Source organism: Mycolicibacterium frederiksbergense (genome assembly GCF_012223425.1).
Taxonomy (GTDB): Bacteria; Actinomycetota; Actinomycetes; order Mycobacteriales; family Mycobacteriaceae; genus Mycobacterium; species Mycobacterium frederiksbergense.
Window position 1 is genome coordinate 3,353,053 of record NZ_CP038799.1, and the last position, 23,085, is coordinate 3,376,137.

Annotated in this window: 25 protein-coding genes; 14 read left to right on the plus strand and 11 right to left on the minus strand. The window is 65.1% G+C overall.

Annotated features, from left to right (window positions below; all coding sequences use genetic code 11):
• Window position 1 precedes the first annotated feature (1 nt).
• Window positions 2-571, plus strand: a complete 570-nt coding sequence (locus EXE63_RS19170) for a hypothetical protein (RefSeq protein WP_168143229.1) — start codon at window positions 2-4, stop codon at window positions 569-571.
• Here EXE63_RS19170 and lpqN read toward each other — a convergent pair.
• From lpqN to EXE63_RS19195, 5 genes are all read right to left on the minus strand, one after another.
• Window positions 568-1,296, minus strand: a complete 729-nt coding sequence (gene lpqN, locus EXE63_RS19175; protein ID WP_168143230.1) for an envelope biogenesis lipoprotein LpqN — start codon at window positions 1,294-1,296, stop codon at window positions 568-570. The genes EXE63_RS19170 and lpqN overlap by 4 nt on opposite strands.
• A 161-nt stretch (window positions 1,297-1,457) precedes the next feature.
• Window positions 1,458-2,264, minus strand: coding sequence for an SDR family NAD(P)-dependent oxidoreductase (locus EXE63_RS19180; RefSeq protein WP_168143231.1), 807 nt, complete (start codon window positions 2,262-2,264; stop codon window positions 1,458-1,460).
• A gap of 61 nt (window positions 2,265-2,325) precedes the next feature.
• Window positions 2,326-3,843 carry a long-chain-fatty-acid--CoA ligase FadD17 gene (gene fadD17, locus EXE63_RS19185; protein WP_168143232.1) on the minus strand — a complete coding sequence of 506 codons (1,518 nt, stop codon included), beginning with the start codon at window positions 3,841-3,843 and terminating at the stop codon, window positions 2,326-2,328.
• A 3-nt stretch (window positions 3,844-3,846) separates the two neighbouring features.
• Window positions 3,847-4,956 carry an acyl-CoA dehydrogenase family protein gene (locus EXE63_RS19190; RefSeq protein ID WP_168143233.1) on the minus strand — a complete coding sequence of 370 codons (1,110 nt, stop codon included), beginning with the start codon at window positions 4,954-4,956 and terminating at the stop codon, window positions 3,847-3,849.
• Between the two features lie 9 nt (window positions 4,957-4,965).
• Window positions 4,966-6,144 carry an acyl-CoA dehydrogenase family protein gene (locus tag EXE63_RS19195; RefSeq protein WP_168143234.1) on the minus strand — a complete coding sequence of 393 codons (1,179 nt, stop codon included), beginning with the start codon at window positions 6,142-6,144 and terminating at the stop codon, window positions 4,966-4,968.
• A 165-nt stretch (window positions 6,145-6,309) separates the two neighbouring features.
• On the opposite strand from EXE63_RS19195, the gene EXE63_RS19200 reads away from it, so the two are divergent.
• The 12 genes from EXE63_RS19200 (at window position 6,310) to EXE63_RS19255 (ending at window position 18,134) form a co-directional block, all read left to right on the plus strand.
• Window positions 6,310-6,501, plus strand: coding sequence for a ferredoxin (locus EXE63_RS19200; RefSeq protein WP_083059533.1), 192 nt, complete (start codon window positions 6,310-6,312; stop codon window positions 6,499-6,501).
• A gap of 22 nt (window positions 6,502-6,523) precedes the next feature.
• On the plus strand, window positions 6,524-7,453 hold the full coding sequence (locus EXE63_RS19205) for a 3-oxoacyl-ACP reductase (RefSeq protein WP_209999758.1): 930 nt from the start codon (window positions 6,524-6,526) through the stop codon (window positions 7,451-7,453).
• 273 nt (window positions 7,454-7,726) lie between these two features.
• Complete coding sequence (locus EXE63_RS19210) at window positions 7,727-8,488, plus strand: MlaE family ABC transporter permease (RefSeq protein ID WP_168143235.1); 762 nt, start codon at window positions 7,727-7,729, stop codon at window positions 8,486-8,488.
• On the plus strand, window positions 8,488-9,342 hold the full coding sequence (locus EXE63_RS19215) for an MlaE family ABC transporter permease (RefSeq protein WP_168143236.1): 855 nt from the start codon (window positions 8,488-8,490) through the stop codon (window positions 9,340-9,342). The genes EXE63_RS19210 and EXE63_RS19215 overlap by 1 nt, the downstream gene beginning before the upstream one ends.
• Window positions 9,343-9,355: 13 nt before the next feature.
• Window positions 9,356-10,546, plus strand: a complete 1,191-nt coding sequence (locus tag EXE63_RS19220; protein WP_168143237.1) for an MCE family protein — start codon at window positions 9,356-9,358, stop codon at window positions 10,544-10,546.
• Window positions 10,546-11,580: an MCE family protein gene (locus tag EXE63_RS19225; RefSeq protein WP_168143238.1), complete on the plus strand. Its 1,035-nt coding sequence runs from the start codon at window positions 10,546-10,548 to the stop codon at window positions 11,578-11,580. Before EXE63_RS19220 ends, EXE63_RS19225 begins: the two co-directional genes overlap by 1 nt.
• Window positions 11,573-12,619 (plus strand): MCE family protein, encoded by a 1,047-nt coding sequence (locus EXE63_RS19230; RefSeq protein ID WP_168143239.1) that lies wholly within the window; start codon window positions 11,573-11,575, stop codon window positions 12,617-12,619. The genes EXE63_RS19225 and EXE63_RS19230 overlap by 8 nt, the downstream gene beginning before the upstream one ends.
• Complete coding sequence (locus EXE63_RS19235; RefSeq protein WP_168143240.1) at window positions 12,616-14,052, plus strand: MCE family protein; 1,437 nt, start codon at window positions 12,616-12,618, stop codon at window positions 14,050-14,052. Before EXE63_RS19230 ends, EXE63_RS19235 begins: the two co-directional genes overlap by 4 nt.
• Entirely contained in the window at window positions 14,049-15,245 is a 1,197-nt protein-coding gene (locus EXE63_RS19240; protein ID WP_168143241.1) for an MCE family protein, read from the plus strand. The genes EXE63_RS19235 and EXE63_RS19240 overlap by 4 nt, the downstream gene beginning before the upstream one ends.
• Window positions 15,245-16,969 carry an MCE family protein gene (locus EXE63_RS19245; RefSeq protein ID WP_168143242.1) on the plus strand — a complete coding sequence of 575 codons (1,725 nt, stop codon included), beginning with the start codon at window positions 15,245-15,247 and terminating at the stop codon, window positions 16,967-16,969. Before EXE63_RS19240 ends, EXE63_RS19245 begins: the two co-directional genes overlap by 1 nt.
• On the plus strand, window positions 16,969-17,646 hold the full coding sequence (locus EXE63_RS19250) for an Rv1363c family protein (RefSeq protein WP_168143243.1): 678 nt from the start codon (window positions 16,969-16,971) through the stop codon (window positions 17,644-17,646). The genes EXE63_RS19245 and EXE63_RS19250 overlap by 1 nt, the downstream gene beginning before the upstream one ends.
• On the plus strand, window positions 17,646-18,134 hold the full coding sequence (locus EXE63_RS19255; RefSeq protein WP_168143244.1) for a nuclear transport factor 2 family protein: 489 nt from the start codon (window positions 17,646-17,648) through the stop codon (window positions 18,132-18,134). The genes EXE63_RS19250 and EXE63_RS19255 overlap by 1 nt, the downstream gene beginning before the upstream one ends.
• Here the strand turns inward: EXE63_RS19255 and EXE63_RS19260 are convergent.
• Both EXE63_RS19260 and EXE63_RS19265 read right to left on the minus strand, forming a co-directional pair.
• A complete protein-coding gene (locus tag EXE63_RS19260; protein ID WP_168143245.1) occupies window positions 18,121-19,575 on the minus strand; it encodes an alpha,alpha-trehalose-phosphate synthase (UDP-forming) in 1,455 nt (484 codons plus the stop codon). The genes EXE63_RS19255 and EXE63_RS19260 overlap by 14 nt on opposite strands.
• 6 nt (window positions 19,576-19,581) lie before the next feature.
• Window positions 19,582-19,746: a hypothetical protein gene (locus EXE63_RS19265; RefSeq protein ID WP_105361631.1), complete on the minus strand. Its 165-nt coding sequence runs from the start codon at window positions 19,744-19,746 to the stop codon at window positions 19,582-19,584.
• A 59-nt stretch (window positions 19,747-19,805) separates the two neighbouring features.
• Between EXE63_RS19265 and EXE63_RS19270 the strand changes: the two genes are divergently transcribed.
• Window positions 19,806-20,642 (plus strand): SDR family oxidoreductase, encoded by an 837-nt coding sequence (locus EXE63_RS19270; protein ID WP_067992856.1) that lies wholly within the window; start codon window positions 19,806-19,808, stop codon window positions 20,640-20,642.
• A 5-nt stretch (window positions 20,643-20,647) separates the two neighbouring features.
• Here the strand turns inward: EXE63_RS19270 and EXE63_RS19275 are convergent, their stop codons facing one another.
• The 4 genes from EXE63_RS19275 to EXE63_RS19290 all read right to left on the minus strand — a co-directional run bounded on the left by EXE63_RS19275 (window position 20,648) and on the right by EXE63_RS19290 (window position 23,085).
• Window positions 20,648-20,974 carry a DUF732 domain-containing protein gene (locus tag EXE63_RS19275; RefSeq protein ID WP_082902037.1) on the minus strand — a complete coding sequence of 109 codons (327 nt, stop codon included), beginning with the start codon at window positions 20,972-20,974 and terminating at the stop codon, window positions 20,648-20,650.
• Window positions 20,975-21,051: 77 nt separating this feature from the next.
• Window positions 21,052-21,540: a (2Fe-2S)-binding protein gene (locus tag EXE63_RS19280; protein ID WP_067992862.1), complete on the minus strand. Its 489-nt coding sequence runs from the start codon at window positions 21,538-21,540 to the stop codon at window positions 21,052-21,054.
• Entirely contained in the window at window positions 21,533-22,408 is an 876-nt protein-coding gene (locus EXE63_RS19285) for an FAD binding domain-containing protein (RefSeq protein ID WP_067992864.1), read from the minus strand. Before EXE63_RS19285 ends, EXE63_RS19280 begins: the two co-directional genes overlap by 8 nt.
• Window positions 22,405-23,085 (minus strand): SRPBCC family protein, encoded by a 681-nt coding sequence (locus EXE63_RS19290; RefSeq protein ID WP_067992865.1) that lies wholly within the window; start codon window positions 23,083-23,085, stop codon window positions 22,405-22,407. Before EXE63_RS19290 ends, EXE63_RS19285 begins: the two co-directional genes overlap by 4 nt.

Below are 23,085 nucleotides of genomic sequence, written 5' to 3' on the forward strand. Positions count from 1 at the left end.
GATGGCCGAACGGATCGTTGTGGTGCGGTGGACCCCCGCGCTGGCCGCGGGCATCCTGGCGGTGACCGCCACGTTGTGGATGGTCCCGCTGGCCTATCTGCTCGGCGGGTCCTATCGGGGGACGGACCTCGCGCTGCGCTGGGCAGGGGTGGCGGTACTGGCCGTGCCGTTCCTCTGGGTGGCCTGGCGGGTCCCGAAGACGGTGCGCGGCATGGGCCTGACGGTGGATGCCGCCGGTATCCACCCCTTCGACGGCGGCACGACGGACACCATCGGATGGCATGAGATCGCCGCTGTCGGATTCGGATCGTACGCGGGAACCTACCGTGGTCTGCAGACCACAACGATTGCGGGACTGGAGATCTACCTGACCGATGCGACCGACGCCGCACGGCATCCGCGGCTACGCGGTGACTGGCAGGAGATCCCCGCCCCCGCACCCGGTCTGTCGGCGGGCTGCTTCCGCTACACGGTGTCCCCGTACAGCGATGCCGGCGCCCGCGTGGAAGCTGCGGTGCGCCGGCATCGTCCACAGTTGTGGCTCGGGCCGTTCCTGCATGGGCCGGACTAGGGCGTGATGACGGTCTCGGAGTCGATGATATCGGTTGCCGTGCCCACGATATCGGCCTGATCCTCGGTGCCGTCTGCGTTGAGTTGCAGGACGTAGAGCCCGTCGGCGCCCGGGATCACGACCGTCTTCTGCGCCACGATCTTGGTCAGACCGTCCTGGATCCAGGTGCCACCGAGCTGGTAGGCCGGATACTCACCGAGGGTGCTGACCGCACCCTCGTTCCAGCCCTCGTAGTCCGGCAGGTTCTGCAACTCGCCACCGGCAAGATCGATGATCCGCTGCGGATCGACATTTCCGGTCAGCTTGGAGACGATCGCGACGATGCTCGGCGTGTACTCGGCGGCCTCGGGTCCGGTGTAGACGATTGCGCCATAGGCCCATTCGGGCGTATCGGAACCGGCATCCTCCCACCCGTCGGGGAAGGGCAGGTCGATGGTCGGCGACCCCGGATCGCCACGCTGGACCGGGGTCTCCTGGATGCCGTTCTCCTGGATGTAGCTGGCGATCGTTTCGTTCGGCCCGGATCCCTCGGTGACCTCGTCGCGCGGGGCGACCTTGGGCTTCGTTGTCTCCGGTGCGGATTCGCTCGTCGATTCCTCCGAGGATTCCGCGGCGCTGGCCTTGGCGGACCCCTCGGTGGTCTTGGTGTCCGATCCGCAACCGGACAGGATCAAGCCCAATGTGGTGGCTATTGCGGCAACACCGGCAACTGCAGATGTCTTCATCATGAACCCCTCGTCGTGAAAGTCTTATTCATGGCAAACACTTGCCATGATCATTCGTCCGGAAGCGTAGCCCAGAAATTGCCTCTACATGGTAGGTAGAAGTACTCAAAAATGCGCCCGGACAGGTATCGGCGGCGACAGCAAATTCGGCCGGGATGTTCTTACCCGGGCCCGAGCACGTACTGGCCGGACTCCGGGTGCCGGTACCAGCCACCGGCGGCGTGCGTCCCGCCGTCGACATGAATCGTCTGGCCGGTCACGTAACCGGACAGATCCGAGGCCAGGAACACCGCGGCACCGGCCATCTCATCGACGTGACCGCCACGCCCCATCGGGACCATCCGCTCCGCATCCCGCAGACGTTGCGGCCCGGTCATCGCGGCGAGCCCCTCGGTCACGGTGAAATCCGGGGCCAGACCGTTGACCCGGATGCCGTGTTCGGCCAGTTCGAGCGCGGCGGTCCTGGTGTAGTTGATGACACCGGCCTTCGCCGCGGCATACGCCGCGTAACCGGGTGCGGCGCGGACCCCTTCGATCGAGGTGATGTTGATGATGCTGCCGCCGTCGGCCGCCTCGACCATGACCCGGGCGACCCGCTGGGTGCACAGGAGAACACTCCCGAGATTGGCCCGGTACAACGCATCCCAACCGTTCTCGGACGTCTCCAGCAGCGGTGAGCTGAAGGTGCCGCCCGCGTTGTTGACCAGGATCTGCGGCGGCCCGAGTTGCTCGACGGTGCGAGCCAGCGCCGCATCCACCTGTGCGGAATCCCGGACATCGGTCACCAGGGCCAGCCCGCCGGTCTCGGTCGCCACCGCGGCGGCGCTGGTCGCGTCGCGTTCCCAGATCGCCACCGTGGCGCCGAAGGCGGCCAGGCCGGCGGCGATGCCCCGGCCGATGCCGGCGCCGCCACCGGTGACGATCGCGACCCGTCCTTGAAGTGATACTGCGGATGGGGTGATCGGCATGCCCGGACCATATCCCGCTCAGTGTGAAGACGATGGCGGGTGAACGCCAAATTGTCGCGATCTAGTTCACGTTCGCTCCGATCGGATACACCGGATCGGCGCAGTCGGTTGCCTGCGCGGACAGTTCGCGTTTGAGCACCTTGAAGGTCTCGGTGCGGGGCAATTCGGTGGCCACCCGGACGAACGACGGCCACTGCTTCGGACCGAGATCGGGCTGCTCGTCCAGGAAGCCGCGGAACGCCTCGGCGTCGAAGGTCGCTCCGCGCGCGAGCACCACCGCGGCCATCACCCGGTCACCGACCGCCGGGTCCGGGATCGGGTACACGGCGACCTCGACGATGTCGATATGGCGCAACAGGATCCGCTCGATGGGGGCGGTGCCCAGGTTCTCGCCGTCCACCCGCATCCAATCGCCGAGCCGTCCGGCGAAGTAGATGTAGCCGGCTTCGTCGCGGTAGGCCAGGTCCCCGGTGTGATAGATACCGTCGGCCATCCGGTCGGCCTCGGCGTCGGGGGAGTTGTAGTAGCCACGAAACCAGCCGGCACCGGTCGGGTTCACCAACTCGCCGACCACGCCGGGAGCGCACGGCTGCCCGGTCTCGACGTCGAGGATCGCCACCTCGTCGGTCAGCGGTCCCAGCGAACCGTCCGGGGTGTCGGGGGTGCGCGCGATCGCCACCCCGCCCTCGGTGGAACCGAATCCGTCGATCACCCGGACGCCGAAACGGGCGGCGAAACGGGGCAGATCGCGGGGTGCCCCCTCGTTGCCGTACAGGAACTTCAGCGGATTGTCGGCATCGTCGGGATGTTCGGGGGTGGCCAGGATGTAGGACAGCGGCTTGCCGACATAGTTGGCGTAGGTGGCGCCGTAACGGCGTACGTCCGGAATGAACTGTGATGCGGAGAATTTACGGCGCAGCGCAATCGAGGCCCCGGCGGCCACCGCCACCGACCAGCCGGCCATGATCGCGTTGGAGTGGAACAGCGGCATGGACAGATAGCAGGTGTCCTCAGGCCCCAGCCCGAACCGTTCGGCCAGCATCCGTCCGGGGAAGGCGACCTTGTCATGGGTCACCCGCACCGCCTTGGGCTCACCGCTGGTCCCGGAGGTGAAGATCAGCATGAACAGGTCATCACCGGCAAGGTCGGCGAAAGCCACCGGTTCGCCGGCGTACCCGGCGAGCTCGGCTGCCCACGAGGGAGATTCGACGTCGATGAAGTCGACCCCGGCCGGCACCACGCTCGGATCGTCGGTGAGGACCAGCTGGCAGTCGGCCCGGGCGATATCGGAGGCCAGCGCCGCGCCGCGACGGGTCGGATTCAGCCCCACCGGGACCAGGCCCCGCAGGCCGGCCGCCACCAACAGTGTCGAGAAGAACGAGGTGTTGCCGAGCAGTGCGCCGATATGCGGGGGCCGGGAAGGGTCCAGCCGGGCGCCCAGCGCCGCCGCCAGCTGGGCGCCGGAGGCGATGTGATCTCGCCAGCTGCTGAACGAATCACCTTCGTAGACACCACGATCAGTGACGTCGATCAGTGGCGCCAGCAGTTCGGTGACGGTGGGACCGAGGGTTCCGGTCACCGGCTAGACGGGGGTGTCGGCCAGCTCACGGCCGATCCGCAGCAGCTGGCCGGTCGCCCCGCCGACCGCGAACTCGGTCTGCTTGGCGGCCAGGAAGTACCGGTGAATGGGGTGATCCATGTCGATCCCGACCCCACCGTGCACGTGCACGGCGGTGTGGGCGACGCGGTGGCCGGCATCGGCCGCCCAGAACGCGGCGCCGGCCACGTCGATATCGGCGGGCAGGTCCTCGGACAGCCGCCAGGCCGCCTGGGTGAGCGTCGAGCGCAATGCCTTGACGTCGATATAGCCGTCGGCCAGCCGTGCCGACACCGCCTGGAAGCTGCCGATCGGACGATCGAACTGCTCACGTTCGCGGGCGTACACCGCGGTGAGTTCCAGGGCGCGTTCCAGCACACCCAGCTGGAACGCGCTGCGGCCCAGCGCTGCCCGGACCGTCAGCCAGGCGAGCACCTCGCCGTCTCCGATGACGCGATCGGCGTCGACGCTCGTGCCGCCGAGCTCAAGGTGGCCGACCGCGCCGTGGCCGGTGGTGTCCAGCGTGCTCAGCGTGACGGCGGGATCATCGGCGGTCACCAGGAAGACCTTGGTACCCGCCTCGGTCTCGGCGGGAACCAGGTAGGCATCGGCCACCGGGCCGTAGGCCACCTGGGTCCGTGACCCGGTCAGCCGGAACCCGGCACCCTCAGGGCCTTCCACGGATGCAGCCTGGACCGGGCCCTGGCCCATCTCGCCGTCCAGCGCCACCGTGACGATCTTGCTGCCGTTGACGGCGGGCACCGCCCACTCCTGCTGTAGCGCTTCGGACGCGAACCGCTCCAGCGCGCCGGCGGCGAGCACCGCCGATTCCAGGTAGGGGACCGCGGACAGTTGCCGCCCCAGTGCGGTCAGCACGGCCGCCTGCTCGAGGACGCCGAATCCGCCGCCGCCCAAGGACTCCGGGGCGGCGGTGGACAGGATGTCGGCCTCGATCAGCTTGGCCCACAGGTCGCGGTCGAAGCGATCGTCGAGCCCGTCGAGCACGCGCTGGTGCTCGGGGGTGACCACCGATTCGGTGATGGTGCGCACCAGGCCGCCGAGATCGACGGAGGCTTCGGTAGGGGTGAAGTCCATGTCTGTTCCTTAACGGTTCACTCGGGGCAGGCCGAGTGCGACCATGCCGATGATGTCGCGCTGGATCTCGTTGGTACCGCCGCCGAAGGTCAGGATCAGGCAGGAGCGGTGCATGCGCTCGACCCGCCCGCGCAGCAGCGCACCCGGCGATCCGGTCCGCAGCGTCGCCGAGGTTCCGAGCACCTCCATCAGCAGGCGGTAGGCCTCGGTGGCGAGTTCGGTCCCGAACACCTTGGCCGCGGACGCATCGGCCGGGGACGGGGCGGCATCGCTGGACGCCAGCTCCCAGTTGATGAGCTTGAGCACCTCGGCCTTGGCGTGCACCCGGGCCAGGTTGAGCTGGACCCACTCGGAGTCGATCAGCCGCTTGCCGTGCACATCCTTGGTGTTCTGCGCCCATTCGCGAACACCGTTGAGCGCGACGAAGATCGGCTGCGCCGACACCAGAGCGACCCGCTCGTGGTTGAGCTGGTTGGTGACCAGCTTCCAGCCGGCGTTCTCCTCGCCGACCAGGGCGCTGGTCGGCACCCGGACATCCTGGTAATAGGTGGCGCTGGTGTCGACCCCGGACATGGTGTGCACCGGGGTCCAGGAGAAGCCCTCGGCGGTGGTCGGCACGATCAGCATCGAGATGCCGCGGTGCTTCTTGGCTTCCGGGTTCGTGCGCACCGCCAGCCACACGTAATCGGCGTAGGCGATCAGGCTGGTCCACATCTTCTGGCCATTGATGACGTATTCGTCGCCGCTGCGCACGGCGGTGGTGCGCAGCGAGGCAAGGTCGGTGCCCGCGCCCGGCTCGGAGTAGCCGATGGAGAAATGCAACTTGCCGGCCGCGATCTTGGGCAGGAAGAACTGCTTCTGTTCCTCGGTGCCGAAATGCATGATGGTCGGCGCGACCGAGTTGATGGTCAGGAACGGCACCGGCACATTGGCGATCGAGGCCTCGTCGTTGAAGATCAGGCCGTCCATCGGCGGGCGCGCCTGGCCGCCGTACTCCTTGGGCCAGGACAGTGTCAGCCAGCCGTCCTTGCCCATCTGCTCGACGGTTTCGCGGTAGACATTGCCGCGGCCCATCTCGCCATCGCTGGCGCCCAGTGCCTCGGCCCGCTCCGGAGTCATCAGTTTCTGGAAGTACGACCGCAGTTCGCGGCGCAACTCCTCCTGCTCGGCGGTATAACCGATCCGCATGGGGACGTCCTCACTGTTCGGGGTTGGTTGCCGGTGCACCGGCGGGCACATGGTGGTACCCGTCCATCTGTCTCGTTGTAACACGTTCTAGTCTTGCGGTCCAGGGCGGTATTGTCGGACAGCACAGGGACAGCCCGCCCTGACCCGGAGTGCGAGGAGGTTGTCATGCACGTAGAAGTCGATCGTGACCGCTGCGAAGGCAATGCGGTGTGTCTCGGTATCGCCCCCGACCTGTTTGATCTCGATGACGATGACTACGCGGTGGTGAAGGCCGACCCGGTGCCCGCCGACCAGGAGGACCTGGCTGAGCAGTCCATCGCAGAATGCCCACGGGCAGCCCTGATCCGAAAAGACTAAAGAGACTAGAGGTATTCGTACAGTGGCTCCAGACACCGCAACGAACGAAAATCCGATCGATCTGTCCGGCAAGGTCGCCGTCGTCACCGGCGCGGCCGCAGGCCTCGGCCGCGCCGAGGCGATCGGGCTGGCCCGAGCCGGCGCGACCGTGGTGGTCAACGACATGGCCGGCGCGCTCGACGCATCCGATGTGCTCGCCGAGATCGAGGCCGCCGGGTCCAAGGGCGTGGCGGTGGCCGGCGATATCAGCGCCCGCAGCACCGCGGACGAACTGGTGGAGACCGCGGATCGGCTGGGGGGCCTGGGCATCGTGGTCAACAACGCCGGCATCACCCGGGACCGCATGCTGTTCAACATGTCCGACGATGACTGGGATGCGGTGATCGCCGTGCATCTGCGTGGGCATTTCCTGCTGACCCGCAATGCCGCGACCTACTGGAAGGCCAAGGCCAAGGAGTCGGCCGAGGGTCAGGTGTACGGCCGGATCATCAACACGTCCTCGGAGGCCGGTATCGCCGGGCCGGTCGGGCAGGCCAACTACGGTGCGGCCAAGGCCGGTATCACCGCATTGACGCTGTCGGCGGCGCGCGGCCTGAGCCGCTACGGCGTGCGCGCCAATGCGATCGCGCCGCGCGCACGCACGGCGATGACCGCCGACGTGTTCGGCGACGCGCCCGAACTCGGCGAGGGTCAGGTCGACGCGCTGTCACCCGAACATGTCGTCACCTTGGTGAGCTACCTGGCGTCCCCGGCGTCGGACCGGGTCAACGGTCAGCTGTTCATCGTGTACGGCCCGACGGTGACCCTGGTTGCCGCGCCGGTGGCCGCGCAGCGTTTCGACGCGGGCGGCGACGCCTGGGACCCGGCGGCACTCAGCGCAACGCTGGGGGACTTCTTTGCTGAGAGGGATCCGGAAATAGGATTCTCCGCTACTGCGCTGATGGGTTCTTGACTTCGGAGAATTGCATATCCGCGCGGTTCGGAGCCGATAGAACACGTTCTAGAATGACCTCGATCACACCGGCTGTGACCAGCAAAAACGGGAGATTTCCACGAAGATTGCGGTTCTTTGACACTGTGAACGTGTTCTAGTTACTATGAGCCCGCTCACTAAGCGCAGCGTGCACACCGAGGGTGGAAAGACCGCCAGAGCGGACAGATTCCGGCTATTGTCGGGTTCTTCGCCAGTGCGGGACGCCAACCCCGTTCGAGAATGGAGTCGAGGTTGATCGAACAGCTTGCGGCTCCGGCGCGGGCCGTGGGTGGGTTCGTGGAAATGGCCATCGACACCTTCGTCAAGATGTTTAAAAGGCCGTTCCAGTTCCGCGAATTTCTCGATCAGACGTGGATGATCGCGCGGGTGTCGTTGGTGCCGACGCTCCTGGTGTCCATTCCGTTCACGGTGCTGGTCGCCTTCACCCTCAACATCCTCCTTCGCGAGATCGGCGCGGCTGACCTTTCCGGGTCGGGTACTGCATTCGGGACCGTGACACAGCTTGGTCCGATAACGACTGTGCTCGTTGTCGCGGGCGCAGGGGCGACCGCGATATGCGCCGACCTCGGCGCGCGGACCATCCGCGAGGAGATCGACGCAATGCGCGTGCTGGGCATCGACCCGATCCATCGCTTGGTGGTGCCCCGCGTGCTGGCATCGACAGTCGTGGCGATGTTGCTCAACGGCTTTGTCATCCTGATCGGTCTGAGCGGGGGATATGTATTTTCCGTGCTCCTCCAGGGAGTCAACCCAGGGGCTTTCATCAGTGGCCTGACCATTCTCACCGGTTTGGGCGAGCTGATCATCTCGGAAGTCAAGGCTGTGCTGTTCGGTCTGATGGCGGGACTCGTGGGTTGTTACCGCGGGCTCACCGTGAAAGGCGGGCCCAAGGGCGTTGGAGAAGCCGTCAACGAAACCGTCATCTATGCCTTCATCTGTCTCTTCGTGATCAATGTGCTGATGACTGCCATCGGCGTCCGGGTTCTCGACTGATGAGTCAGCTGGGAAGCTACGACGTCACCCTGCGCCTGCGGCGGGTGCTGGGACGGATACCCCGTGCCGTCGACTCATTCGGCGAGCAGGCGCTGTTCTACGGCGAATCGATCCGATACATCCCGAACGCGTTACGGCGGTATCGCAGAGAAACGTTTCGGCTGATCGCAGAGATGACACTGGGCACCGGTGCGCTCATCCTCATCGGCGGTACAGTCGGCGTGGCGGCGTTTCTCACTTTGGCTTCGGGCGGCGTCATCGCCGTGCAGGGTTACCAGTCTTTGGGCAACATCGGCATCGAAGCGCTCACCGGATTCCTGAGTGCTTACCTGAATGTGCGCATAGTGGCGCCGATCATCGCGGGCATCGCACTCGCCGCCACCATCGGCGCCGGCACCACTGCCCAGCTGGGGGCGATGCGCATCGCCGAGGAGATCGACGCTGTCGAATCGATGGCCGTGCATTCGGTGTCCTACATGGTGTCAACCCGGATCGTCGCTGGGCTGGTGGCAATCATCCCGCTGTATTCTCTTGCCACGTTGGCGGCGTTCTTCTCTGCGCGCACCATCACCGTCTACGTCAACGGACAATCTGCTGGTCTCTACGATCACTACTTCAATACGTTCCTGATACCGACCGACCTCTTGTGGTCGTTCGCGCAGGCGATCGTGATGGCGATCTCGGTCATGCTGGTCCACACCTACCACGGATACAACGCGTCGGGCGGTCCGGTAGGAGTGGGCGTCGCGGTGGGCAAGGCGGTTCGGACGTCGCTGATCGTTGTCGTCGCCATCACATTGCTCATTTCCCTTGGCGTGTATGGCGCCACCGGTAACTTCAACCTGGCTGGCTAGAAAGGAGAGCGCAGTGCCGAGAACCGCCGCGATCAGAATCGCCGCAGCAGTACTGTCGTCGATAATTGCCGCGTTCTCGCTGCTCACCTATCTCGCCTACACCGCTGCTTTCACCCGGACCGACACCGTGACGGTGACCTCGTCGCGAGCTGGCCTGGTCATGGACAGAGATGCCAAGGTCAAGTACCGCGGCATTCAAATCGGCAAGGTGGAGGACATCGCATACTCCGGTGACCGGGCGAAGCTGACGCTTGCCATCAACCGCGACGAGATGCGCTATGTTCCCTCCAACGCGCCGGTGCGCATCGCGAGCACGACGGTGTTCGGTGCGAAGTCGGTGGAATTCCTTGCGCCGGAACAACCGTCCGATACCCCGCTGCGACCAGGAGCCAGCGTCCAGGCCGACGCGGTGCAGTTGGAAGCCAATACGCTGTTCCAGAACCTGATCGATGTGTTGAACAAGGTCAACCCGACGCACCTCAACGCGACCATGTCGGCCCTAGCGGAGGGCTTGCGCGGGCATGGTGACGATTTCGGGGCCACCGCAGCTGGACTCAATCAGCTACTTGCGCAGTTGAATCCGAAGTTGCCGATGTTCGAGTCCGTCGTCTCACAGCTAGCGACAGTGACCGACATCTACGGCGATGCCGGACCCGGCCTGGTGACTGTGATCGACAATGTGCCGGCGATCAGCGATACGGTGGTAGGCGAGCAGGAGAATTTGAACGCGACACTGCTCGCGGCGATCGGTTTGGCCAACGAGGGGGCCACCACGCTGGAGCCGGGGGCTGACGATTACATCGCCGCCATTCAGCGGCTGAGAGCGCCGCTCGCGGTGCTGGGCGAATATTCGCCGGTGCTCGGCTGCATCGTGCAGGGTGTGGCGATTGGAGCCCAGCGCGGGGCGGATATCGTCGGTGGCAAGAAACCTGGTGCGATGGTCAGTTCCAGCTTCGTGCTGGGCGTGCCGTCGTACACCTATCCGGAGAGCCTGCCGATCGTGAATGCGTCGGGCGGGCCCAACTGCCGTGGCCTTCCGCACCTTCCCACCAAGCAGTACGGCGGCTCATTCTTCAAGTCGCCGTTCCTGGTCACCGACAACGCGCTCATTCCCTACGAGCCGTTCACGGAGGTTCAGGTCGACGCCCCGTCGACGTTCCAGTTCCTGTTCAACGGTGCCTTCGCAGAACGCGATGACTTCTGATGGGGCAACGGGCATTGCCGGTCAAGGTCGGCATCTTCGTTGTGGTGATGCTCATCGTGGCCGCCGGCTTGGTGGTGGTCTTCGGCGAGTTCCGGTTCGCCGCGAGCAACCGTTATCACGCCACATTCAGTGACGCGTCGCGCTTGGACGGCGGTACCGACGTCCGGATCGCCGGCGTGCCGGTGGGAACTGTCGACGCCGTGACGTTAAACGCCGACAACACCGTCGATGTGGCGTTCAGCCTGGACAAGAAATATCAGTTGTACACGTCGACGCGGGCCGTGATCCGCTATGAAAACCTGGTCGGCGACCGCTTCATGGAAATCACAACCGGTCCCGGCGAGCTGAGGAAGTTGCCCGTGGGTGGGATGATCGGCATGGAGCAGACCCAGCCGGCTTTGGATCTCGACGCGCTGCTCGGTGGTCTGCGCCCGGTGGTCAAGGGGCTGAACGGGGAGCAGATCAATCAGATAAGCGGCGCCATCCTCGAGTTGCTGCAGGGCGAGGGTGGTGCCCTGTCTCGGTTGCTCTCGGAGTCCGGGACGTTCAGTCAGACACTGGGCGATCGCTACCAGGTGATCTCCGAGGTGATCAACAACCTCAACGAGGTGCTGGGAACCATCGACGCGAAAAGTGCCGAGTTCGATTCCAGCGTGGACGAATTGCAGCAGCTCGTCAGCGGGCTTGCGGCGGGTCGTGACCCGATCGCGGGGGCGATACCGCCGCTGGCCTCAACGGCGACAGATCTGACGGAGATGCTGGCTGATTCGCGACGACCGCTGCAGGGCGTCCTCGAGAACCTCCGCCCGCTGGCGACTGAGTTCGACAATCGCAAGGCCGAGGTCAACCAGGTCATCGAACCGCTGGCAGAGAACTACCTGCGGCTCAACTCACTCGGAGCCTACGGCTCCTACTTCAACTACTACATATGCGCTACGACGCTCAAATTCAACGGGCCGGCGGGCAGCGACATCTACCTGCCGATCGGTGGCGTGCCCGACCTTTCTAAAGGCAGGTGCTCTGACAATGGATAAAACGTTACGGGCGGGCTTCTTCGGCATCGTGGTAGTGGTGTGCGTCTTGTTCGTCGCGTTCGGCTACAGCTCTCTGCCGTTTTATCCGCAGGGGAAATCGTATGAGGCCTTCTTCGCCGATGCCAGCGGTATCTCGCCGGGTAATGACGTCAACATCTCCGGTATTACCGTCGGCAGTGTGACCGATGTCGGGCTCGCCGGCGATGCCGCGCGTGTGACGTTCACCGTGAACCGGAAGCACAGATTGGGTGATCAGACGCTGGTGTCGATCCGGACGGATACAGTTCTGGGGGCGAGATCACTGGGTATCGTGCCGCAGGGCGGTGGATCAGTGACCTCTATTCCCCTGAGCCGCACCACAGTTCCGTATACCTTGAATTCGGCCCTGCAGGATCTCGGTCAGAATTCCGCTGCGCTCGACAAAGACCAGCTGACTCAGGCATTGACGGTACTGACGAATTCATTTCGCGACGCGACGCCCGAACTGCGCCGCACGCTCGATGGGGTGGCCACGCTGTCGAGCAGTATCAACGCCAACGACGAAGCGCTGGGTCAGCTATTGGCACGTGCGAAATCGGTGATCGGGATGCTCGCGGACAGGGCAGGCCAGGTGAACACACTTGTCACCGACGGCAACCAACTGTTCGCCGCGCTCGACGAGCGGCGGATCGCACTCAGTACGCTGATCGCGGGTATCGATGATGTCTCCGAGCAGCTTTCGGGATTTGTTGCCGATAATCGCCGGGAATTCGGCCCGGCGTTGAAGAAGTTGAATGCGGTGTTGGACAATCTGCTCGAACGTCGTGAGCACATCAGTGAGGCGTTGAAGCGGCTACCGCCATATGCCACTGCGCTCGGCGAGTCGGTCGGATCCGCTTCGGGTTTCATGGTCAACCTGCCCAATGCGATACCGAACAACACTCAGACTGCTCTTCTGCTGGACGCTTACTTCCAACCGGGCAAGATCCCGGACAGCCTGGCTGACTTGTTGCGTGGATTCATCAACGAGCGATTGATCATAAGGCCTAAGACACCATGAGACGATGGATGCGTTTTGGCGTCATAGGCGCGCTGCTGGTCGGTCTGATCGGTGGGACGTATGTGGTTTGGCCACGAGTCTCCAACTACACCGTGGTCGGATACTTCAGTTCGGCGGCGGGCTTGTATCCGGGCGACGAAGTGCGCATCGTCGGTGTGCCGGTGGGTTTGATCGAATCGATCTCACCGCAGGCCGATGCCGTGAAAATCACCATGCGGATCCAGCATGACGTCAAGCTGCCCGCCGACGCCCGTGCAGTGATGCTGGCGCCTAACCTCGTGTCTGCAAGGTTCATTCAGATCACGCCCGCCTATCGACAAGGCCCGGCGATGACAGATGGCGACACCATCGAGTTGGGTCGCACGGCCGTGCCAGTGGAGTGGGACGATGTCAAGACCGAGCTGACCAGGCTGAGTCAAACTCTCGGACCGTCTGCCGGCCAGGTCCAGGGGCCACTCACCCAGTTCGTGAATCAGGCCGCCGACACCTTCGACGGCAACGGCGATTCCTTCCGGCAAGCTTTGCGGGAGCTGTCACAGACTGCCGGGCGACTGGGCGACTCCAGCACCGACCTGTTCGACACTGTGAAAAATCTTCACATTCTGGTCGACGCCCTGTCCAGGAGCAATGAGCAAATCGTTCAGTTCAGCGGGCACCTGGCGTCGGTGTCACAGGTCTTGGCCGACAGCTCCGTGGGGTTGGACGACACGGTGGGCAGTCTCAACCAAGCTCTGTCCGACGTTCGGGGTTTTCTCGGCGAGCACAACGAGACGCTGATCGGCAGCGTCAACAGGTTGACCGACCTGACCAGCATCCTCACGACCCAGACCGACGACGTCGAGCAGATCTTGCATGTCTTGCCGAACGCGATGGCAAACTTCTACAACATTTACAACCCCGCCCAGGGCACAGCCAACGGGCTGTTGGGCCTACCCGAGTTCGCCAACCCCGTGCAGTTCATTTGCGGAGGTTTCGAAGCCGCAGGGATGCCCGACTACGACAAACGGAACGAGATCTGTCGTCAGCGGATGGCTCCGGTGCTCAAACGCCTGGCGGTGAACTATCCGCCGATCATGGCCCACGGCGTCAATACGATCACCGCGTACAAGGGCCAGGTTATTTACGACACTCCTGCGACTGAGGCGAAGGCACAGACCTACATCCCGCACCTGGAATGGATACCTGCTGAGGGACGGTTCCCGCCTCGTGCGGGCAATGAGGGCGATCCCAGTGCGTTGCTTCTGCCGCAGAATCCTGCTCCCGGTCCGCCGCCTCCTGCACAGCCGTTCACACTCGGCCCTGTGATTCCGCCGGCTGGTCCACCACCGGGTCCTGCGCCGGCCGCTGCGCCTGCGCCCGGTCCGCTTCCCGCCGAGGCGGCCGTCCCGGGTCTGCAGCCAGGCCTTCCACAACAGCCAGGAGGTGGGTCATGACACGCGTGTCCTCGCGAGTCAGGGCTGGTCGAGCCGCCCGCCGCACCCTGGTCTTGGGCTCCGGCGTGGTTCTGCTTGCGGGCTGCCAGTTCGGCGGATTGAACTCGATGAACATGCCGGGCACCGCGGGTCATGGCAAAGGTGCGTTCGCTATCACTGTGGAAGTGCCCGATGTGGCCACGCTGCCGCAGAACTCACCGGTGATGGTCGACGACGTCACCGTCGGAAGCGTGTCGGGCATCGAGGCCGTCCAAAAACCGGACGGAACGTTCTATGCGGCAGTCGAACTCTCCCTGGATTCCAATGTCACATTGCCGGCCAACACGACCGTGAAGGTTGCACAGACGTCACTGCTGGGATCGCAGCACATCGAACTGGCCCCGCCGCTTGCCGAACCGCCTGTTGGCGAGCTGCGGGACGGTGCCCAGATTCCGCTGAGCCAAGGTAGCCGCTATCCCACGACAGAGGAAGTGCTATCCGCTCTCGGGGTGGTCGTTAACAAGGGCAATCTCGGTGCGCTGCAGGACATCACGCACGAGCTCTACGCCGGAGTGGCCGGTCGTGAGGGACAGTTCGCCGGGCTGATCCCGCGGCTCGCCGACCTGGCCACATCCTTGAATCGACAGACAGAAGACATCATCGCAACCGCCGAGGGCTTGAACCGCTTCGCTGGAATCCTTGCGCGCAACAAAGACAGTTTGGGCCGCACGCTGGACACGTTGCCGGCAGCGCTACGTGTGCTCAACGAAAATCGAGCCCAGATCGTGGATGCTTTTGCCGCGCTGCAAAGGCTGGGCACCGTCTCGGCGCGGGTCTTGGCCGAAACCAAGGACGATTTCGCCGAGGACCTCATCGACGTGTATGCGGTCATCAAACCGCTCAACGACAACCGCTCGGATTTCGTGTCCAGCCTCGATAGCCTGGCTACTTTCCCGTTCCCGGGTAAGAATCTGCACCGAGTCGCCCGCGGCGACTACTTCAACGTGTTTGCGACATTCGATCTCACGATCCGACGACTCGGCGAGACCATCTTCACGACGTCGTTCTTCGATCCGAATATGAAGCGCATTGCCGAAGTCGTGAATCCGCCGGAATTCTTGACTGGAGAGATGGCGAATCTGTCGGGGCAGGCAGCTGATCCGTTCAAGATCCCGGCGGGAACCGCGTCGGGTCAGGAGGTGCCGCCGGAATAATGTTCACTCGAACAACGCAAATCCAGTTGTGGGTCTTCGCGGTCGTGACCGTCTTCTCGGTCGGCGCAATCGCTCTGCTATACATCCGTGTTCCTGACCGGCTCGGCCTGGGTACTTATGACGTCACCGCAAATTTCGTTGCCGGCGGCGGACTTTACGAGAATGCGAACGTCACCTTCCGCGGCGTACAAGCCGGGCGCGTCGAGTGGGTGCGTTTGACCGACGACGGCGTGACCGCGCAGATGCGGATCAACAGCGACGTCAAAATCCCGGCGAACTCCACGGCAACCGTCAAGAGCGTCTCCGCGATCGGAGAACAGTACGTGGATTTCGTTCCCACCGCCGATCCCTCGCCGACGACGCTCCAGAACGGTGCCGTCATCCCGGAGGAGAGAACCGCGATTCCACAGGAGGTCGCTGAGCTGCTGCGCGAGGCAGACCGGCTGGTGAGCAGTGTCGACAGCGCCCGGCTCGAAGACCTCCTGAGGGAAGCGTTCAAAGCCTTCAACGGCTCCGGCCCCGAACTGGCGCGGTTGCTCCAGTCGGTGCGGGTACTGGTCGACAAGGCCAACGAGAGCTGGCCGCAGACCTCCTCGCTGATAGACCAAGCTGGTCCGTTCCTGGAAGCGCAGATTCGAAGCGGCGAGGACATCCGGTCGTTGGCCGACGGATTGGCGCGCTTCACCAGCGAAGTAAAAGACGCGGATCCGCAACTTCGGACACTGCTCCAGATCACCCCGGACGCGGCTGCGGTAGCCAGCGACACCTTCTCAGGCATTCGCCCGTCGTTCCCGGTGCTGGCGGCCAACCTGGCCAACTTCGGCCGAGTCGGCGTCATCTACCGCAAGTCGATCGAACAGGCGCTTGTCATTTTTCCTGCCCTGCAGGCCTCGCTGCTCACAATCGGCGGACAGCTTCCCGCTGACGAGGGGGGTAAGCAGGATTTCAAGATCTCGATCAACGATCCGCCGCCGTGCAATACGGGATTCCTCCCTCCGACCGAGATTCGCACGCCCGGTGACACGACATTGCGCGATTTGCCCACGGACATGTACTGCAAAGTTGCACAGAACGATCCGATGGTGGTGCGTGGCGCGAGAAATTACCCGTGTCAGGAATACCCCGGCAAGCGTGCTCCGACGATCCAGCTGTGTCGGGACCCGCGCGGCTACGTCCCGGTCGGCAACAGCCCATGGCGTGGACCGCCGGTGCCGATCGACACACCTGCGGACGCGCGAAATATACTGCCGCCAAATAAGTTTCCCTACATACCGCCGGAGAATGATCCGGACCCGGGATATCCTGTCCCGCCCGGGCTGGTGCCACCCGGGGTTCAACCCGGTCCAGGACCTGCGCCGCACCAACCATGGCCGTATATCCCTCCGCCAAACGATGGCCCACCGCCACCCCCACTGACGGCATGGATCCCGCCGGCTCCGTACCCGGATGCGTGGCCTCCGCCCGCGGTGCCGCCGGGTTGGGCCACCAACCCGCCGGCCGACGTGTTCGCAGGGCCCTACGATCCGCCGCCGCCGGCATCCGCGCCGCCACCTGCGCCACCGAACGTGCCACAGGCCAGCGCGGCCGCGTACGGAATGTATGACCAGCACACCGGTGTCTTCGTCGACCCGGCCGGCGGCACCGGGGTCTACGCGCCTGGTGTTACCGACATGCGGCCGCAGGAGAACTGGGTGGACTTGATGCTTTATCCGGAGATGACCTGATGGCACCCACGGGAAAATCTGTCCGCCGCCGCGCCTCCCGCCCCGCCGGGCCAACCAGCGGTGTGCCGGATCAGGCCGTCGTGCGCATTGCGACGGCTGATCCGGCCGTGGCTGAACCTGCTCCGAAAACGCGTGAGGTGCGGCGTCTGCCAGGGCGTCGACCGAACCACCGCATGGTCGCTATCGTCGCATCGGTGTTCGGGTTCGTCATGGTCGTCGGTCTGAGCACCGCGGTGGCGGTGCTCGGTCTGCAGCGACAAGACGCGGAAGCCCTGCAAACCCGTGACCAGCGGTTCGTCGACACTGCCACGCAGACCGTGGTGAACATGTTCAGTTTCAAGCAGGACACCATTGACGAGAGTGTCGACCGCTTCTACGAAAGCACCAGTGGGCCGTTGCGGGACATGTTCAGTCAGGCCAACAACGTCGAGAACCTCAAGGCGATCTTCCGTGACACCGGTGGCAGTTCGGAGACGGTGATCAACGGAGCGGCGATCGAGAGCATCGACGACATCAGCAATACCGCAGCGGTGTTGGTGTCGGCGCGGGTTACCGCTAGCGACATCAACGGCAACAACAGGCCCTCTCAGCCTTACCGGCTGCGGATCATCGTGATGGAGGGTGATGACGGGCGGATGACGGCCCACGACCTCAACTACCCCAACGGTGGGAACTGATGCGGTGGATCGTTAGCGGCATCGTGGGTCTGGTTGCCGTTGCCTTGGTGAGCCTGGGAGCAATCGCAGGCGGCCTGTATTGGCAGCGGGTGGAGACGCTCGGTGAACAGGCCGCGCGCGAGGAACTCGGACCGCTTGCGCAACAGCAGATTCCGATGGTCTTCACCTACGACTACAAGACTGTGGAGGGCAACCTCACCGATGCGTACAGGCTGCTTACGCCCGCCTACCGCAAAGAGTTCGAGGACCGAGCCAGATCCGACATTATTCCTCAGGCTCGACAGCGTGAACTGGTGAGCCAAGCCAATGTGGTCGGCGTCGGGGTGATGGAGGCGCAGCGCAATTCGGCAGCGGTGATGGTCTACATCAACCGAACGGTCTCGGAGAAAGAGAACCGCGACCAGCCGATCTATGACGGCAGCCGCCTGCGCGTCGACTACCAGAAGATCGACGGCAAGTGGTTGATCAGCTACATCACTCCGATTTAGCGGTGGCCAGGGCGTCCAGGAACGACCTCGCCCAGCGGTCGACGTCATGGGCGAGCACCTGGCGGCGCAGCGCGCGCATCCGGCGCTTGCCGTCTTCGACGGTCTGATTCAGCGCCTGCTCGATGGCATCGCGGACACCGTCGGTGTGGTGCGGGTTGCACAGGTAGGCCTGGCGCAGTTCGGCCGCGGCGCCGGTGAATTCGGAAAGCACCAGCGCCCCGCCCAGATCGCTGCGGCAGGCCACGTACTCCTTGGCGACCAGGTTCATACCGTCGCGCAGCGGGGTCACCAGCATCACGTCGGCCGCCACGAAGAACGCGATCAGCTCATCCCGGGGCAGCGGCCGGTGGATGTAGTGCACCACCGCATGGCCGACCTCGCCGTACTCGCCGTTGATATGGCCGACCTGACGCTCGATGCCCTCGCGCATCTCGATATAGCTCTCGACGCGTTCCCGGCTGGGTGTGGCCAGCTGGATCAGCACGGTGTCGCTGCGGTCGGCGCGGTTCTGTTCCAGCAGTTCGGAGAACGCCGTGAGGCGGACGTCGATGCCCTTGGTGTAGTCCAGCCGGTCGACCCCGAGCAGGATCTTGCGCGGGTTGCCCAGCTCGGCGCGGATCTGGCGGGCCCGCTGCCGGACGGCCTTGTCCCGGGCCTTGCGGTCCAGATCGGCGGAGTCGATGGAGATGGGGAACGCGCCGACCTTGACGGTGCGGAACCCGATCTGGACCTCGCCGAAACGGGACCGCACGCCGATCGAGGCGCGCGAGGTGTTGGCGCCGATCAGCCGCCGCGCCAGGATCAGGAAGTTCTGGGCGCCGCCGGCCAGGTGGAAACCGACCAGATCGGCACCGAGCAGGCCCTCGATGATCTCGGTGCGCCAGGGCATCTGCATGAACAGCTCGACCGGGGGAAACGGGATGTGCAGGAAGAATCCGATGGTCAGGTCGGGACGCAGCATGCGCAGCATCTTCGGCACCAGCTGCAGCTGGTAGTCCTGGATCCAGATGGTGGCGCCCGGGGCCGCGGCCCGCGAGGTGGCCTCGGCGAACCGCCGGTTCACCTCGACGTAGCGTTCCCACCATTGCCGGTGGTAGGTCGGTTTGACGATGACGTCGTGGTACAGCGGCCAGAGCGTGGCGTTGGAGAAACCCTCGTAGTACAACGCGACGTCATCGGCGGACAACCGCACCGGATAGAGCTGCAGGTCGTCGGCGACGATGGGTTCCTCGTCGCCGTCGGCGACACCGGGCCAGCCGATCCAGGCGCCGCGTTGCTTGCGCAGGATCGGTTCCAGCGCGGTGACCAGGCCACCGGGGCTGCGCTTCCAGGTGGTGGTGCCATCGGGCAGTACCACCTGATCGATCGGCAGCCGATTGGCGACCACGACGAAGTCGGCTTGACCCCCTGACGGGGCGGAGTCGTCGGTATCGACTCCCATCGACACCTAGGCCTCGAGCTTTGCCGGTCCGATACCGAGCATGGCGAGGAAGGTGCGACATTCGTCGGCGTCGGTGGCGTAGGCGGCCACCACGCGGCGAGCCATGCTGGCGGTGTCGTCGGCCACGGGCTCGACGTCGCCGATCTCGGCGCTATCTGTTTTGGCGGGCATCACATAATTCTAGGCGAAGTCCCGGCCATCGCCGTCGGCACCCGTGTAAATGTGTAGCTGTGCAAATTACTTTGGCAGGACAGACGGTCCTGGTGACCGGCGGTGGAAGCGGTATCGGCAAGGGTGTGGCGGCGGAGGTGGTCGCCAGCGGCGGCAACGCCATGCTGGTCGGGCGCAACGCCGACAAGCTGTCGGCGGCGGTGGACGAGATCACCGCGGGGCCCGGGGATGGCGAGGTGCGCTTCGAACCCGCCGATGTCACCAACGAGGACGAGGTGGCCCGCGCGGTCGACGCGGCGACGGCGTGGACGGGCCGGCTGAACGGAGTGGTGCACTGTGCGGGCGGCACCGAGACCATCGGCCCGCTGACGCAGGTCGATTCCGAGGGCTGGCGCCGCGCGGTCGACCTGAATGTCAACGGCAGCATGTACGTGCTCAAGCATTCGGCGCGCGAACTGGTGCGCGGCGGCGGTGGGTCCTTCATCGGGATCTCGTCGATCGCCGCGAGCAACACCCACCGCTGGTTCGGTGCCTACGGGGTCACCAAGGCCGCGCTGGATCACCTGATGATGCTGGCCGCCGACGAACTCGGGCCGTCCTGGGTGCGGGTGAACTCCATCCGGCCGGGCCTGATCGCCACCGATATGGTCGCCCCGATCCTGTCCATGCCGGAACTCAGCGGTGACTATGCGGCCCAGACCCCGCTGCCGCGCCACGGCGAGGTGGAAGACATCGCGAATGCCGCGGTGTTCCTGCTCAGCGATGCCTCGGGCTGGATCACCGGTCAGGTGATCAATATCGACGGCGGTCACGGTCTGCGGCGCGGACCCGATCTGTCGGCGATGCTGGAGCCGGTCTTCGGTGCGGACGGGCTGCGCGGGGTCGTCGAGCGCTAGCCGGACTACTTCTGCAGCTTCTCTGCGCAGTACGCCTGCGCGGCGATACCGGCGAAGGTGGTGATCTCGTCGTTGGACAGGTCGGCGTTGTCCTTGATGTAGTACAGCGCCTTCTCGATGCCCTTGTCGCCGCCGTTGCCCAGCTTGCGGCACATCGACTGGGCCATGTCGATCGCCTTGGAGTCGGTGCCGACCTGCACACCGTGCTCGGTGAGTGCCGCCAGGAACTGCTGATCGGTCTCGGTCGGTTCGTCGGCCGCGGCCGGTGCCGCGAGCGCGGTGGCGGCGCCGACGGCCACGATGACCGCGCCCATGACGCTCTTGAAACTCATCGGTTCTCCTGTCCCGTCACCAACGCACAGTACGCACACGCACACTGTGGTGAATATCGGCAGGTGAAGCGGCTGCGTTACGGAGTGGCACCCTCGTCGATGTGCTCGGCGGCGCGTTTCACCGCGTTGACGATGCCCTGATAGCCGGTGCACCGACAGAAGTTGCCGGACAGGCCCTCCCGGATCTCGGCATCGGTGGGGGACGGATTGTCGGCCAGCAGCGCGGTGATGGAGGTGACGAAACCGGGCGTGCAGAAGCCGCACTGCAGACCGTGGCATTCCCGCATGGCGGCCTGTACCGGTGAGAGCTCACCGTCGGGGGATGCGATGCCCTCCACGGTGGTCACCTCCCGGCCGTCGGCCTGCACGGCCAGCACCAGGCAGGACCGTACGGCCTGGCCGTCCAGCAACACCGTGCAGGCGCCGCAGGCGCCGTGCTCACAGCCAAGGTGGGTGCCGGTCAGCCCGCAGTTCTCCCGGAGGTGATCGGCCAGCGTCACGCGCGGTTCGACGGTGTCGCGGTACTGGCGACCGTTCACCGACACCGCGACGGGTAGTTCATGCATCGAGTGCCTCCGTGGTTGCGTCGGTCCAGGCTCGGGCGACCATCGCCGCTCCCACCCGGGTGCGGTAGGACGCCGACCCTTGCAGATCGGCCGGGATGTCTTCGAGTTCGGACAACGCCAGCCGCCCGAATTCCGCCGCGGTGATGTCGGAGACGGCCCTGCCGGTGATCGCCCGCTCGGCCGGGGTGCCCCGTTCGGGCGTGGAACCCAGCCCGAGCAGGCCCACCGCGCAACGCTTCACCCGGTTCTCGGCGTCGAGTTCGACGGCCACCGTCGCACCCGCGATCGCGAAGTCGCCGTGCCTGCGCGCGAACTCGTGCACGGCAAAACCGGTTCGTCCGGACCAGACCGGGAATCGCACCGCGCGCAGCAGTTCGTCGGCGGCCAGCGAGTTCTCCCACAGGCCGGTGAAGAAGTCGGCTGCCGCGATCTGACGGTCACCGCGTGACGACGCCGCATCGATGGTGGCGTCCAGCGTCAGCGCCACCGCGGCGAACTCGGCCGCCGGGTCGGCATGGGCGATCGCGCCACCGAGTGTGCCCCGGTTGCGGATCTGGAAGTGCCCGATGTGTGGGGTGGCCAGTGACAGCAGCGGCACCGAATCGGCCACCTCGTCGTCCATGCCCACCAGCGCATGCGCGGTGCCCGCCCCGATGACCACCTGGTCGTCGATCAGATCGATGCCCTGCAGTTCGGGTATCCGGGAGATGTCGACCAGGTTCTCGAAATGCGTCAGGCGCATCGCCAGCAGGGGAATCAGGCTCTGTCCGCCCGCGAGTACCTTGGCCTCGTCGCCGAACTCGGCGAGCACGTCCGCTGCCTCCTTCACCGACTCGGCCCGGTGATAGGCGAACGGTGCGGGTTTCATGCGAGCAACCGCGTCAGCAAGGCCTGCAGTTCGGCAGACGCCGTGGGCGCTGCGGTCCGCTTGCGCCGGCCCACCAGGAATCCGATGGCGCCGGCGGCCGCGGCGGCGGCCAGGGCGGGCCCGTAGCGCTTGGCGACCGGCACGGCGACCACCTTCAGCAGGTCGACGGAGTCGGAGGGCTGCGCGGCGGCCGTGGCCGCCTCGGTGGACGGTGCCACCGTGGAAGCCGGTGCGCCACCGAGCAGTTCGGCCTCCAGGCTACGGGCGAACTGGGCGATCAGGTTGCCCGAGACGTCGGCGAGAACGCCGCGGCCGAACTGGGCGGCCTTTCCGGAGATCGCGAGATCGGTGCAGATCACCACCGTCGTCGAGTCGCCCTCGTCCTTGAGTTGCGCGGTCACGGTGGCGGCCGCGGTGCCGTTGCCCCGGGTTTCCTTGCCTTCGGCCTTGAGCACGATCCGCTGGGCGGCGCTGTCCTTCTCCTGATAGGTGGCAACACCCTTGTAGGACACGGTGATCGGTCCGACCTTGACCTTCACCGCACCGGTGAAGTCGTCGCCGTCGACGCTGAGCAGGGTGGCGCCGGGCAGGCACGGGGCCACCCGTTCGACATCGGTGAACACGTCCCAGACTGTGGCCGCGGGTACCGCGACCCGGAATTCGTTGTTGAGCTCCAT